Consider the following 14,534-nt stretch of genomic DNA (forward strand, 5'->3'; position numbering starts at 1 on the left):
CCAATAATGGAGCCCCGCATTGCATCCCTTCCGCATAAAAAATTAATTGGCCAGCAGGTAAGCATGAGCCTTACGGCTAATAAAACCCACAGCCTGTTTAGCGGTTTTATGCCGCGCAGGCACGAGGTTGGCCATAAGTTAAATACCACTGTTATTTGTATGCAGGTTTTTGAGCCCGGCTTCGATTTCCGGAACTTTACACCGGCTACGGTTCATCAAAAGTGGGCCGCTGTTGAAGTTGCTGAATTTGATGACGTGCCGGCCGGAATGGAAACATTTGAGCTTGCGGCAGGCTTATATGCCGTATTTGCCTATAAAGGCACAGCAGCAACATTTGGCCCAACCTATAACTATATTTTTAATACCTGGCTGCCCTCCTCGGTATATGAATTAGATAACCGACCGCATTTTGAAGTACTGGGCGACAAATACAAGAATAACGACCCCGAATCTGAGGAAGATATTTATGTACCGGTAAGGCTTAAAAGCATTTAGTTTTTTATCCGTTTGCTTTTAAAGCCCAGGCGCTTTAACCCTTTTTGGATATCGGGGTTTTTCATAAACAGGTTCCAGATCAGCCCGCTGCGGTAATTCTCTATCATTACTACAATTGGCCCCTGGTCTATTGCCAGGTGTGTTTTAGCGTACCAGTTATGCGATTCGCTAAAGCCGTCGGCAAAACCATACGGTCCCCAGATCTTGTCGCCCAGGTCATAATAAAAATGCTTCAGCGCCTGCATAGCATATGCCGGCGCATACGGGAATGATGACAGTGCAGCCGTTGGCTGTATCACGCCATAGTCCACCTCGGGGCAATGGGCAACGTAGCCTTTATAACTATCGCCTGCAGTAAGGCCCCAGCAATTTGCGCCATAGCCTTTATAATGCTTTGGGTTCTCTATACAATAGGCGCGGTTTATCAGCGTATGGTTTTTGGTTTGCAGGGCGTAATCTACATCGTGGTCGTCTGTAAGGCCGTTGGGGTCTATCCCCATGTAAGTGTATTGCTCAAAAAACAGCGGGCCGCCTTTATCAAAATTGCCTAAGGGCAGCTCAAAGCCATAATAGGTTTTGCCATTCTTCCAGCTATCCCTTTTCACCCAGCTGTTTTCATATAATTCTTTTGGGATAGGGTGTGTAGGCGATGCTGCCGATATAATGTAGGTAATCAAAGCCTCGTTATATCCAACCACCGGGAAATTCATCTGGAAATCATTATTAGGGCTCCAATGCCAGTACAGGTTTTTATTGCCGCTGTTGCTGTGCCAGTTCCAGTTGGCGGCATCCCACATCTGCTGCACCCGTTTCTGAAAATATCTTTCTTTGATGGTGCTGCCGTTAAAATATTCTTTAGCGCCCAACAGGCCCATCAGCAGGTAAGATGTCTCTACAATATCGGCCGCATCGTCAACCCTGTCAAACGCTATGGTTTTGCCGGTGGCCCCGTTCATAAAATGCGGATAAATGCCGTGGTAGCAATCGGCCTTAATTAAAAAATCTACAATTTTTATGAGGCGGTTTAATGCCGTGTCGCGGCCTATCCAGCCGCGGTTGGTAGCCACCACAGTTGCCAGGATCCCCATACCGGTGCCGCCAATGGCGCAAGCCTCGGGGCCAAAGGTGCCCTTGCTCAGGTTGGGCTCGTCATACGCTTCATTTATATAATCCCAGTAATACTGGGCCTTAACCGTATTGTCGCGTTCGCGGGCAAGCCCGCTTACCGGGTGGGCATAATGCCAGAAATAGCGAAACGTTTGCCGCTGCACAATATCAAGCAAAGCCGAGTCGCTGATGTTTTTGATAATGCCTACCGGGGCAATGGCATTGGGGCCTGCAGGCCTGGGTTGCGCGGCTTTTTTTACCTGCCCAAATGCACTTGCGGCAAATAAAAGCACGGCAAGCATAAAAATAGATTTATTATTCATGTGTTTAAAGGCAAATTTGTATAATTGATTAAACTAATGTAGGGTTTTGCAGGTACAATTAAAACCTGCCTGGCTGCCAAAACTAAACTGCAAATATTACCGTTTTAAAATATGCTTTTATTTAAATACCTTAAACGCCAGCTAAAAAGATTAAAAATAGACCTGCTAACCCAACGCACTTTTTTAGCCGGCGGTGTGCCCAGTATCGATAATAATAACATCATTAAAACGGTAAGCACCAATTACGAGGAGCTGGAAATTATTTTTTTTGAGCATAGCCCGTTACGCCCCGGTGATGTGCTGATAGATGTTGGCTGCGGTAAAGGGCGGGTATTTAGCTATTTACTTTACAAAGGATTAAAAAATAAAATGATAGGGTACGAGATAAATGAATCTGTTGGCCTTAACACCGCCAGGCGCTTAAAACAACATAAAAATATCGAGATAAGGGTTGATAATATTTTTGACGATTTCCCGCCGGATGGCAATGTATTTTATCTTTATAATCCTTTTAAAGATAAAATGATGGAGAGCTTTAGAGCCGAGATCTTAAACATATCGCACCGCAACCCGGTAATTATTTATAACAACCCGGTACATTTATCCCTGTTTGATACCGCCGACTTTACTTATCAATATTATGATTTGCCTGTGCCAGAGTATAACTACAAGTTTCAGTTTGCGGTGATAAAAACAAAACAAGGATAAAACCACCCTTGGTAATTTAGCTGTACCAAACTGGCTCTTTTGTTACGGCTTCTTAACATCAGGGGCCTGCTGCTTTAACCGCGACCGCACCTTTTTCACTTCCTCTGCTGTTACCAGGCTGCTATTATTGCCAAAGTTATTGCGGATGTAGGTAAGCACCTGCGCAATTTGCTCGTCCTTCAAAAAATCATGCTTAGGCATTACGCTGTTGTAGGGCTTATTTGCTACTTTAATAGGGCCCTCTAAACCCTTAAGCATTACCTGTATAGCACGGTATTTATCCATATACGGGCCACCGGTAACCCACTCCGAACCACTCAGCGGCGGGAACAGGTTGCCATCGCCTTTGCCATTGGGCTGGTGGCAGCCGGCACAATAATTTCTGTACAGTTTTGCCCCGTTGCCCAGCATCCCGCTCATCAGGTTATTGCGCAGTGGGTCTGGCCGTTTAAAATTCGAAGTGCTTTTTCTTGCTTCCATTTGCTGCAATTGCAACCTGGTAAACTTGTTTTTATCGCCTGTATAGCTGATGCGCCAAATTTTGCCTTTTTCGGTTTCTGATACGTAGAGGCTCCCATCCGGCCCCATAGCTAAACCCATTGGGCGGTAGCGGGCTTCGCTGGCGCTTATAACCGTTTTACGGCCCGTAAACCCATCGGCAAATACCTCCCAGTTGCCGGCCGGCTTACCATTTTTAAACGGAACAAAACATACAAAGTAGCCGCCCTGCGGGTAAGGCGACCGGTTAGTTGAACCATGGAAAGCAATAAACGCACCATTCCGGTACCGCTGCGGAAACTGGTCGCCGGTATAAAATAGCAGATCGTTGGGGGCCCAATGCGCCTGGAAAGCCATAATAGGCTGATTATATTTTTTGCCCTCGCCTGCTTTTTTTCCGTCACCTCCATACTCGGGGTTTAGCAGCTTCAGGTGTTTTATGGGGTCGTAAAAATAGTATGGCCAGCCGGCGTCGCTGCCCTCGGTTACCTTTAAAAATTCTTCGGCAGGCATTACTGCACTTTGCCAGGCATTAAACTGTTTGGGGAATAACATGTGCAGATCATCCCGCCCGTGGGCTACTACATACAGGCAGTTTTCGCGGGTGTTCCAATCCATGGCCACAACGCTGCGCAGCCCGGTTGCATAACGTTTGCCGTCCTTTTGTTGCTGCCCCTGCTTTGCCTCATCAAACTGCCAGATGCCGCCATATTCGGCCAGCAGCGGGCAGCCCTCTATCCCCGGCGAGCCGGGTACCCTGTTCTGTTCCTGGCACGCATTGCTGGGGGCGCCAAAGGCAACATACATATGGCCCTTGCCATCAAATGCCAGCGGCTTGGCATCATGCTCGTGCCGGCCGTTAGCGTCATGCAGCAGCAATTCGAGCGGGCCGTCCGGCACAAGTGTTTGCGGGTTTAACCTGGTGCGGTACACATTAGTTTCCGAGCTGAAATACAGATAGCCATTATGCACCCGCATGCTGGTGCCATACGTTCCTTTATCTTCATAATCGGCAAATTTGATGATCGTATCTGCCCTGCCATCGCCATTGGTATCGCGCAGGGCAGCATTACCGCCTGCAAAATCCGGAAAACGCAACTTTACATAGATATCGCCATTGGTGTTTACAGCCAGGTGGCGCGCGCTGCCTTTAAGGCTATCTACTACCACGGTTGCCTTAAAATGCCCGGGCAATATCAGCCCGCCATTTTTTTCATCATTGTTTTTTTTGCCTTTATCTAAAATAAACGCCAGGTTTAAAAACAGGAAAGCTGCAACAGGCAGCAGTATCATTTGCTTTTTAAAAGATCTCATTTCGGGCAGCTATTTTGCAATATGGCTAAAATTCATTTAAACCCCAATTAATCACCGGTTGTTGTTTTTGTTGCTGCGCTTACTGCAATGTTGCGCGGCGGGCCGTATCAGTTATATTCTTTAACGCTAAAACCCCATGCTGTCTAAAAAAAATCAGAGCAGTTCTTTAACTTTTTTAAGCCATTCCCTTGCCATCAGTTCGTGCCCGGCGGGCATGGGGTGCACCCCATCCCAGATCCAGTGCCCGGCAGGCGCCTTTTGTAAGGCTTTATTAAATGCATCCTGAAAAGGCACATAAACGGCATTGTATTTTTGAGCTAATTGCTTTACAATACGCTGCCTTTTTTGCACTTCGCGGGCCCAGGTATCGGGGGCTTTGCTTACCATGCCTATGTTCAGTATAAACGGTTCGCAAAGTACCAGCTGCGTATCCGGCAAGGTTTGTTTAGTTTGATCAAGCAGATTGCTGTAGCTGTTTGCAAAATCATCTGCGGTAGCCTTACTGCCCTTTACAATCACAGCAAATACATCGTTTACGCCTATCAATATACTCAGCACATCGGGCTTAAGATCCAGCGTGTCCTTTTGCCAGCGGGCGGCCAGGTCGGCTACGGTATTCCCGCTGATGCCCCGGTTAAAAAACCTGAAATCCCTTTCGGGATGCTCGTAATTCATCCTTGCGGTTATCAGATAGTTATAATCCTGCCCGTAAACATGGTTCCAGTCGGCATCATAACTCCTGCCCCCGTCGGTTATAGAATCGCCCTGAAACAGAATGATCTTTGCATTTTTATGATCAACGGGACTGCCTTCTTCTAAACCCGAAGCCATTATTATACCGGGTGCCGTTATTGCCGCGGTGCCGGCAAGCGCCAGCTTCCTGATAAAGCCCCTTCTGCTATCTTTCATGAAAAATTATAAAGCGTTTAGCACGTAGGTATTGCCCTTTTTGGCCGTGAATGAACTTACATAACCCTTGCTGGTTTGCTGTACCTTCAGTTTCACTCCTTTTATTTCTATCTTTTCTGCAGTGCGTATTTTGCAAAGGCCTGCATTTTGTGCGGATATTTTTGCACTTACCAGCTTTTTGTTAGCCCATTTAATATCAACGCTAAAATTGCCGCGTGCCTTAAGGCCTTTTACGTCGCCGGCGCCCCAGGCGTCGGGCAGTGCGGGCAGCAGGTGTATTTCTTTCAGCTGGCTTTGCAGCAGCATTTCGGCCATGCCTGCGGTACCGCCAAAGTTACCATCTATCTGGAAAGGTGGATGCGAATCAAACATATTAGGGTAAACGCCGCCGCCATGGTGGATATCTTCCTGCGCCCCCAGGCTTGATTTTAGCAACTCCCTGATAATGGTGTGCGCGTGGTTGCCATCCAGCAGCCTTGCCCAAAAATTCACTTTCCAGGCCAGGCTCCAGCCGGTACCGTCGTCTCCGCGGATTTCCAGCGTTTTACGCGCCGCATCGGCAAATGCCGGTGTGTTTAAAGCCGAGATTTGGCTGCCGGGATACAGCCCGTATAAATGCGATACATGCCTGTGGTGCGGGTCTACATCCTTAAAGTCTTTATACCACTCCTGCAGGTTACCAAGCTTACCTATGTGCAGCGGATAGAGCTTGCTCCTTTTGGCCACAAGCATCGCCCTGAATTCCGGGTCGATGCCGAGGGCTTTAGAGGCATCTATCAGGTTGGTGAACAGATCATAAATGATAGACATATCCATTGTTGTAGCTACTGATACCTCGCCCTTTTTGCCGTTCTCATCTATAAAATCATTCTCGGGCGATAGGGAAGGCACAGATACCAGGTACCCGTTCTGATCTTCTACCAGCCAGTTGAGGCAAAACTCTGCCGCACCTTTCATTAACGGATAAGCGTCCTGCTTTAAAAACTTTTTATCGTTGGTGTATAAATAATGCTCCCACAGGTGGCGGCACAGCCAGTTACCGCCCATATTCCAGTTGGCCCATTTAGGGTCGCCCTGGCCTTTATCGCCCACCGGGTTTGATATGGCCCAGATATCGGTATTATGGTGTGCTACCCAGCCCTTCATGTTATAAAACTGCCTGGCCGTGGTTTTACCCGTTACCGAAAGATCTTTAATGAAGCCAAACAAAGGCTTGTGCATTTCAGACAGATTGGTAACCTCGGCAGGCCAGTAATTCATCTGGGTGTTGATATTGATGGTATAGTTCGAGCTCCATGGCGGGCGCATCTCGTTATTCCAGATGCCCTGCAGGTTAGCGGGTACACCGCCCGGCCGCGAGCTGGAGATGAGCAGGTATCTGCCGTACTGAAAATACAGACTTTCGTACCCGGGGTCTGCCGCGCCGGCAGTATAGCCGTTAATACGTTCGTTGGTTGGCAAGCCGGCATTGGTGTTTTTTGCAGGCGGCTGCAGGTTTAAAGTAACCCGGTTAAAATATTTTTGATAATCGGCAATATGGGCGGCCAGCAGCGTAGCATATGGTTTTGCTGCTGCCTTAGCCAGGTAGCTATCCGCAATTAGCTGCTCATCCTTATCCGGGCATTTATCAAACCCGTTAAAACTGGTAGCTGCAGAAACCAGCAGCATTAAACTGCTGGCACCGTTTACACTAATGCCGGATGAATCTGCCAAAACCCGGCCATCTTCGTTAATAACCTTATATTTAAGCACAAAGCGCATCCCGGTACATTTATCGGCATCGTTGTATTCTATGGGATGGTTATTGGGATTATAATAAACAGGGTCGACATGCGAGGGGGCTTTGCCGCTTAATGCCATTACGGTGCGGCTGTTTTGCTTTATCTGGTGATGTAACAGGCTGTTGGCGGCAATTTTTAAATTAAGCTGCCCCGGTTTATCGGCAGTGAACCGCAGCACGATAACCTGATCTGGCGCGGAAGAGAACATGGTGCGCGTATAGGTAACACCGTTTGATGTAAACCGTGTTGTAGCAACGGCCCGGCCAATATCCAGATCGCGGTAATAGTTGAGTTGAGCGGTATCCTTAAGCTGCTGCTTAATGTACAGATCGCCAAGCGGCAGGTACGATTCTGTGTACAGGCCCTGCATTTTTTTAGCAAGCTTTATGGCTTCGGCATAGTCCTGCTTTTTTAGCAGGGCATCCCTTACTGCAGCCAGATACTTTGGCGCATCGGGGTTAATGTTGGCTTTTACCGGCCCGCCCGACCATAATGTTCCCTCGTTTAGCTGAAGGTGCTCTTCGCCTACGCCGCCATATACCATGGCGCCTAACCGGCCGTTACCTAAGGGCAGGGCCTCTGTCCACTCTTTTGCGGGTTGTTTATACCATAGTTTAAGCTGATGCTGCTGCGCAAACATAACAGCGGGAACAATCACAAAAGTGAAGCAAAACAAGATCCGTTTCATTTATTAAAAATTAGGCGTGTAATTAACTGCCGGTTTATCAGGCAATAAAACTATTTCGCCGCAATATAAATCAATACGGGTAGTGTTTATACAATTAATTTAAAATCATTCTTTTGAGATAACCCTGCCGCTATGATGATGAGCCGGGTTAAACATTGGGGCTACCGGTATGCAGCCCATCGTTATAATCCCAAACTACGATATTCCATAATCCGGTACCATCCTGATAGCTCCCTGCAACTTTAAACCCCATTTTTTGATGCGCCTTTAATGAAACATTATTCCTTGCAGAGATCTCGGTAACGCATAACTCAAAACGGGCATCTGCCGCTTTCCTTGTTTCGTGATAAAGGCTTTGTAATAAGCCCAGCCCCCGGAAACTTTCATCCACGCACACCTGGCCGCCAACCATAAATTGGTATCGGGCTAAAGCCTGCCCGCGGTAAAAACAATTTTCAAACTCTTTAAACATCGGTGTAAGTTCCGGCAGATCGTTTTGCATGGATTGATCCATTGATAAGTTATAACCTACAACCCGCCCCCCGCACAACGCAACCACCTGGGGCATTTTAGCTGCCATTCTTTTCAGTAATTCTACCGTATGCGCTGCAAATACAAACCCGCTCTGCGCCTGCTCCTCGATACTTAAAGCCTGGTGGTGGTTGCTTTTTTACAGTTGAATAATTTGCTCAAAATGCTCCGTTGTTGATGCTGTTGTAAAAGTGATATGCCCGGGTGCTTGCATGATGCGATACTGGATGCTTTAACTTTATTTAATGATGATGGCTAATAGTATAACATTAAAGTACGGAATATATTGGTATTAAAGCCGCATTTTTTAATAAAGCAACCCGAATTACGGGGGTCAAAGAATGCACATGAGAGGTGCTTGAAAATATCATTTATACAGGTATTTTATGCTACAGCATCGCACCGATACTATGATGGCCAAGCTTATTCCAAATATCCAATAAAAAATAGCGCCGTTCCCGCTCCCGGGAAGCGGCGCTTCACTACAATTGCTATTAACTAATCTTAAAAGAACGGAGTATTATTTTTATGGTTTGTTACTTAGGTAACAGAGGCTAAATGACGGGGGGCTTTTACTTTGAGTAACCCGCTTCTATTGCAACCCGGTACTTTTCTCGGGTAGTAATATTATTTTTATTAAATTATTGCCACTTAAATATTTATTTGCCTTGCTTTTTATGCTTTCGGGCGTGATCTTTTCCATCGTTGCACTAAAATCATTGATCGCGTAAACGTCCCCTTCATTTAAAGCATTATCGTTTAGATATTCCGACCAAAAATCATTAGCCCGTAATTGTGTTTCATGCGTCCTCGATCGCTCGGCCTTAAATTTTTCGATATTGATTGCGGTTGGGCCTACGGTTTTGATCTTGCCTACCTCATCTAACGCCGAGGCAATTAGCTTTTCGACATTGGCAGGTGCGCAGCCAAATGAAATGCTGAAAACATACCTTGCCGAGGGAATTTTATTGTACCGTACATTTACACCCGGCGAATACACGCCGCTCTCTTGTTCCCGCAAACGTTCAATCAGCCTTATTTGCAGTACTTCTGCCATGGCATCCATTTCTAAATTATTGGCATAACTGTAATCATAATCGCCGGTAAATTTTAATGATACGGTAGCCTTAGGTTCCCGGCCTGCCTCTATAATTTTAGTGATATTACCTGCCGGGGGGTGTATGCCCAGGTCTTTCGCCCTTTCGTGCGTGTAGGTTGCCGGTAACGAGCCCAGGTATTTTTCGATCAAAGGCTTCACTTTATCGATCTCGAAATCACCCACAAAAGTAAAGGTGAAATTAGCGGCATCAGCAAACTGCTTCCTGAAAATGTTATAACTTTTATCAAGATCCAGCTGGTTTAATTTTTCCGGGCTTGGCGGTGTGCGCCGGCTGCTGTAATTGCCTAACACCGTGCTAATAGTATCATAAAAGCGGTTTTCGGGGCTGTTTTTCCTGTCGGCTAAACTGGCCTTTGATTCAGAGATATATTTTTCAAAAGCAATTGAATCTTTGCGCGGTGCTGTAAAGTATAAATAAAACATCTGCAGCAATGTTTCCAGTTCGGCAGGTGAAGCCGCCGCCTGGATACCCTGGCTGTAATCGGCCAGGAACGGGCCGGTGGCAATACTTGTACCGGCAAGGAATTTATTAAGGTTGTTAAAATCATAACTCCCTAAACCCGAACTTGTTACCAGATAAGCAGCTATATTTGCCGATTCGTAATCGGCATCGCTGTAAAGCGAGGAACCGCCAGGGGCCACTGCCTTTACCAAAATATCGTTATCGCTAAATTTGGTAGGCTTTAATATTGCTTTAACCCCGTTACTTAATGTTAGTTCGGTGGCTTTAATGCCGCCCAGCTCGGTTTGCTTAACAATTTTGCCGGGTACCGGCTGGCTGGTTAAAAGCGCTTTTTCGGTAAAGCTGTTTTTGTAGGGCAGGATATTTTCCTGGCGGATAGACCGGATCCACTCGTTAACAATCTGCTCATCCGGCAGGTTAGCGCTATCCCTATCCGGGCCGGTAATAATAATATCCCTGTTACTATCGCTGTTAAACCGGCCAACTACGGCATTTACATCTTTTAACAAAAGCTGCGGCATTATGGTATTGGTCAGTTTATATTCTTTCTCAATCCCCGGGGCGGCGGTGCCTGTTAAAAAATAAGCTAAATACTCACCCATATACTGTTCTGAGTAGGTTGTATGTTTTTGCTTGTAGGTATTTTCGCTGTTTTTTAAATAATCGCGTTTAGCTTTTTCAAATTCGGTTGCTGTAAAACCATATTGCTTTAATCTTTCAGTTTCGCGCCAAACTGCTTTAAAACCATTCTCTAAAGCGCCGGGATTGGCCACCACACGCATGGTAAACGCATCAATATTCCCTAAAAACGCCCCTACATTAGCGCCCCCGTAAATAAAGGGCGGTTGCTTTTGCTGCGCCAGTTCGAGGTAACGATTACCCAACATATGATTAAATAATTTCCTGATGATCATTTCACGGTAATCATCGGCAGTTTTAACAGGGCGGGCCTGGCGCTTTATTAATACTTGTACTTGTGTTGATGTTTCCTCCGGGTCTGTTGCCTTAACAAAATGATTGCTGCCGGTAAGTGTAAAAACATATTTAGTTCTCGGCTTTTCTTTTACCGGGTTTTTAAGGTCTGCAAACTTTTGTTTGATCGCTTTTTCTATTTCGTTAACATCTATATCGCCCACAACAATTAAAGCCTGCAGATCCGGCCGGTACCAATCATGGTAAAAGCGGGTAAGGGTATTGGGTTTAAAATTGTTCAATACCGTATCCATACCTATTGGCAAACGCTGGCCGTAACGCGAGTTACCAAACAGCACCGGGAAATACTTTTGCTGCATGCGTTGAGCGGCCCCCTTTCCTAATCGCTTTTCTTCTAAAACCACACCGCGTTCTTTTTCAATCTCTGCCGGGTCCAGCGTAGCGCCTTGTGCCCAGTCGCGCATGATCTGGATGCCGCCGCGCAGTATATCGGGCTTGTCGCTTGGTAAAGGCAACTGGTACACGGTTTCATCAAAACTGGTGTAGGCGTTAATATCCGCTCCAAATCTTACCCCGGCTTTTTGTAAATAGTTAACTAACTCGTTTTTGGGAAAATGGGTGGTGCCATTAAAGTTCATGTGCTCCATAAAATGGGCTAACCCCTGCTGGTCGGTTGTTTCCATTAACGAGCCGATCTTATTGGCCAGGTAAAAGATCACCCTGTTTTTTGGATTGGTATTACGCCTGATGAAATACGTGAAACCATTAGCCAGCTTACCCGTGCGCACAGCAGCATCAAGCGGAAGCTGATTTGATTGACCGCGCTCAATTTTGCGGGCAACTTTTGTTAACGATGGATTGGCTTTATTTTGTGCCGTGCAGCATAATGCGCTAATAGCGAAAATAGCTGCCATATAACACCCTTTAACGGATATTTTAATTTGCATAATGATGATAATTAATTGTTGAGCAGCGTTAGGCCTGCTGTAGTTGCGTTTAAATACTGATGGTGGCTAAATTTACTTCCCTAAAACTTCCATAAGTTTTTTGTTCAGATCTTCCCCGCGCAGGCTTTTGCCAATGATCTCCCCTTCCGGGCTGATCAAAAAGTTGTCGGGAATGGATTGAACCCCATACTTTACGCGCGCCTGGTTGTTCTTCTTAAGGTCGGATACCTGTTTCCAGGGAAGTTTGTCTTCTTTAATTGCTTTTAACCAGGCGGTTTTGCTTTCATCCAGGGAAATGCTGAGGATGGTAAAGTTTTTATCCTTATAAAGCTGATACTGCTTAACCAGGTTGGGGTTCTCATCACGGCAGGGATGGCACCAGGATGCCCAAAAATCTACCAGTACATATTTGCCTTTATAATCAGCCAGGTTAATAAGTTTTCCCTGCTGATCGGGCTGTGTAAAATTGGGGGCAATAGCGCCGACATCAACGGTTCGCCATCTGATCAGCTTTTTTTGATATTCTACACCCAAAGGGGAGTTTTTTAAACCGGCCGACAAGCCGCTAAAAAGCGGTTCAACAATTGCCAGATCAGGGATACCGCGGGATAAGGTAATATTCAGCTCTGTTAAACTAAGCAGCGATGCCGGATGCGCTTTAATAAATTTAACCACTATTGCTTTTACGGCCTCATCATGCGCCTGATCAGATAAACCGGTTACCTTATCTTTTTCGAGGGCTAATGCATTGCTTTCATCATTAAGCGGAGTGCCCGAAAATACGCCATTCCCTTTTTGTAAGGAATCTAAGCTGTTAAGTTTAATCTGCCCCGGCTCCAACCATAAATGTACAATTGTTGCCATAGCCTCTTTTTCTGAAGGCGTAACCAGCAAGCTGGCCTGCAGGGGGGTATCAATTGTTCCGGTTAGCATTATTTCGCCATTTTGCACTTCGGCTTTATTCTGCACTGTTTTACCGTTTTGCGTATATTGCAGGGTAACGGTTGCCGGTTTGCCGGCCTTGCCCTGCAATGTGTAGGTGTTATTAACCTGCGCCAGGGATATGAGAGGGGCCAAGGCTAAAATAAAGCCCTTTAAAAATTTAAATGTGTTCATCTTTTATCTTTTGCTATCCGGTTACAGCGGGTGTAACCGGTGATCATGTTAATAAGTGTTTTGAGTGATGGCCCCGTTACTGTTGGTGATATCGCTTTGCGGCAACGGCGAAGCATATCGCCTGGAATTTGCCGGCAGGGTGTACGTTTTTACCGGTTCGGTATCAGATACGCCGTTTGCCGTGTAAGGATAAAATGTGCGGGTAAGCAAAGGCACATCATCACCGGTGTAGGTATTGCTGTTGTACCTGCGGATATCAAACCATCGTTCGCTAAAGGGCATTTCCCTGCGGCGCTCCTGCAATATTGCTGCTATAGCCTCATCCTGCGAGGCGGCGGCAAGCCCCGGTGTACCGGTAATCGTGCGCTTACTGTATAACTGGTTAACTGTAGCCATGGCACTGCCAACATCGCCTGTGCGGGCCTGGCACTCGGCCTTTATCAAAACCATTTCGGCAACTGTTGGCCCTTCGGGCATGTTATCCTCATAAAAAAACACATAACCGGGGTAGCTTACCGCAGGGTTATTCAGGCCTTTTTTGTATGAATAATTTTGCACAAAATGATACTTATAGCGCAAGTCGTTATTCTTATCATACAGGTTAATTAACGCCTGGCTGGGTATATACCACCTGTCGCTGTTGTTTAACACACGGTAATACAAAAACTCTTTCCAGCCCAGTTCGTCGGTCGGGTCAAATGAGGAGTTGCGATCATGTGTATAAGGGAAATTAAGTACTACATCTGTGCCTCCGTTTATGGTAACGGTGGCAGGTATGCCATAACGCATCTGGCTATTATAATCAACCAGTACATTGTATAATGCCAGCGCAGCGCCGGCGTATTTAAGGGCATTTACATAATCGTTGCGGTTAAGGTAGTACCGGGCTGCAAAACCATTTACAGCTGCGGTATTAGCACGCCAATGCCTGGCTATGCCATTTTGCACCAACGGAACCGTAGTTTTTAATGCCTCGGTTAAGTCTGCCTCAATTTGCTGATAGGTGGCGGCAAGCGTTTGGCGCGATACAGCGTTATAATCCGGTAATGTTTTTATGGGTAAGCCGGGCTCGTTCTTATTGGCATCAGTATAAGGCAGGCAATATGTATTGGCCAGCTCCCAATAGCTATATGCACGGATAAAGTGCGCATCGGCCCTTAATGCGGCCTTATCTGCTGCCGTACCGCTTACCTTATCCAAATTGGCTAATACAACATTGGCGTTAAAGATCTTTACGTATTCGTTGCTCCAGAAGTTGGGCCCCGCAAAGTTAGACTGATCTGTCTGCGACAGGAAATTGGTATCCCACACCGAAAACTGAACAGCCGACTGCGAAAAGATAAATGGCTGTGCATCATATAAGGTGGTTGACAGGCCGTTATCATCTGTGCCGTAAATCACTACGTTATCACTCTCCTTGCTATAGGTTTGGTAGTTATTGAGCAGGGCGTTCAGATCATCAGTTGTGCTGGCTACAATTGTGGTGCCTTTGGATGGTTTGGCGTCAAGAAATTTATTGCATGACGTAGCTGAAACAAGCAGCATGGTTAAAACAAGCCATACAGCCGTTAACCTTGTATTTTTTATTTTCATCAGGATTA

Annotated in this window: 10 protein-coding genes; 2 read left to right on the top strand and 8 right to left on the bottom strand. The window is 46.2% G+C overall.

The window, feature by feature from the left end:
* Positions 1-6: 6 nt before the first annotated feature.
* Entirely contained in the window at positions 7-495 is a 489-nt protein-coding gene (locus E2R65_RS08395; protein WP_134336051.1) for a GyrI-like domain-containing protein, read from the top strand.
* Here E2R65_RS08395 and E2R65_RS08400 read toward each other — a convergent pair.
* Positions 492-1,925, bottom strand: a complete 1,434-nt coding sequence (locus E2R65_RS08400; RefSeq protein ID WP_134336052.1) for a glucoamylase family protein — start codon at positions 1,923-1,925, stop codon at positions 492-494. The genes E2R65_RS08395 and E2R65_RS08400 overlap by 4 nt on opposite strands.
* A gap of 111 nt (positions 1,926-2,036) precedes the next feature.
* Here E2R65_RS08400 and E2R65_RS08405 point away from each other — a divergent pair, with 111 nt between their 5' ends.
* On the top strand, positions 2,037-2,633 hold the full coding sequence (locus tag E2R65_RS08405; RefSeq protein WP_134336053.1) for a methyltransferase domain-containing protein: 597 nt from the start codon (positions 2,037-2,039) through the stop codon (positions 2,631-2,633).
* Between the two features lie 42 nt (positions 2,634-2,675).
* On the opposite strand, the gene E2R65_RS08410 is transcribed toward E2R65_RS08405, so the two are convergent.
* The 7 genes from E2R65_RS08410 to E2R65_RS08440 all read right to left on the bottom strand — a co-directional run bounded on the left by E2R65_RS08410 (position 2,676) and on the right by E2R65_RS08440 (position 14,526).
* On the bottom strand, positions 2,676-4,445 hold the full coding sequence (locus E2R65_RS08410) for a c-type cytochrome (RefSeq protein WP_204986295.1): 1,770 nt from the start codon (positions 4,443-4,445) through the stop codon (positions 2,676-2,678).
* A gap of 153 nt (positions 4,446-4,598) precedes the next feature.
* The gene (locus tag E2R65_RS08415) at positions 4,599-5,354 is read right to left on the bottom strand and encodes an SGNH/GDSL hydrolase family protein (RefSeq protein WP_134336054.1); all 756 of its coding nucleotides are present in this window, start codon (positions 5,352-5,354) and stop codon (positions 4,599-4,601) included.
* Positions 5,355-5,360: 6 nt separating this feature from the next.
* Positions 5,361-7,823, bottom strand: coding sequence for a glycoside hydrolase family 95 protein (locus E2R65_RS08420; RefSeq protein WP_134336055.1), 2,463 nt, complete (start codon positions 7,821-7,823; stop codon positions 5,361-5,363).
* Between the two features lie 148 nt (positions 7,824-7,971).
* Positions 7,972-8,403, bottom strand: a complete 432-nt coding sequence (locus E2R65_RS08425; RefSeq protein ID WP_134336056.1) for a GNAT family N-acetyltransferase — start codon at positions 8,401-8,403, stop codon at positions 7,972-7,974.
* Positions 8,404-8,946: 543 nt separating this feature from the next.
* The gene (locus tag E2R65_RS08430; RefSeq protein ID WP_134336057.1) at positions 8,947-11,784 is read right to left on the bottom strand and encodes a M16 family metallopeptidase; all 2,838 of its coding nucleotides are present in this window, start codon (positions 11,782-11,784) and stop codon (positions 8,947-8,949) included.
* Positions 11,785-11,889: 105 nt separating this feature from the next.
* Positions 11,890-12,933 (bottom strand): TlpA disulfide reductase family protein, encoded by a 1,044-nt coding sequence (locus tag E2R65_RS08435; RefSeq protein WP_134336058.1) that lies wholly within the window; start codon positions 12,931-12,933, stop codon positions 11,890-11,892.
* Between the two features lie 48 nt (positions 12,934-12,981).
* A complete protein-coding gene (locus E2R65_RS08440; RefSeq protein ID WP_134336059.1) occupies positions 12,982-14,526 on the bottom strand; it encodes a RagB/SusD family nutrient uptake outer membrane protein in 1,545 nt (514 codons plus the stop codon).
* Positions 14,527-14,534 lie beyond the last annotated feature (8 nt).

Source organism: Mucilaginibacter phyllosphaerae (genome assembly GCF_004378255.1).
GTDB lineage: Bacteria > Bacteroidota > Bacteroidia > Sphingobacteriales > Sphingobacteriaceae > Mucilaginibacter > Mucilaginibacter phyllosphaerae.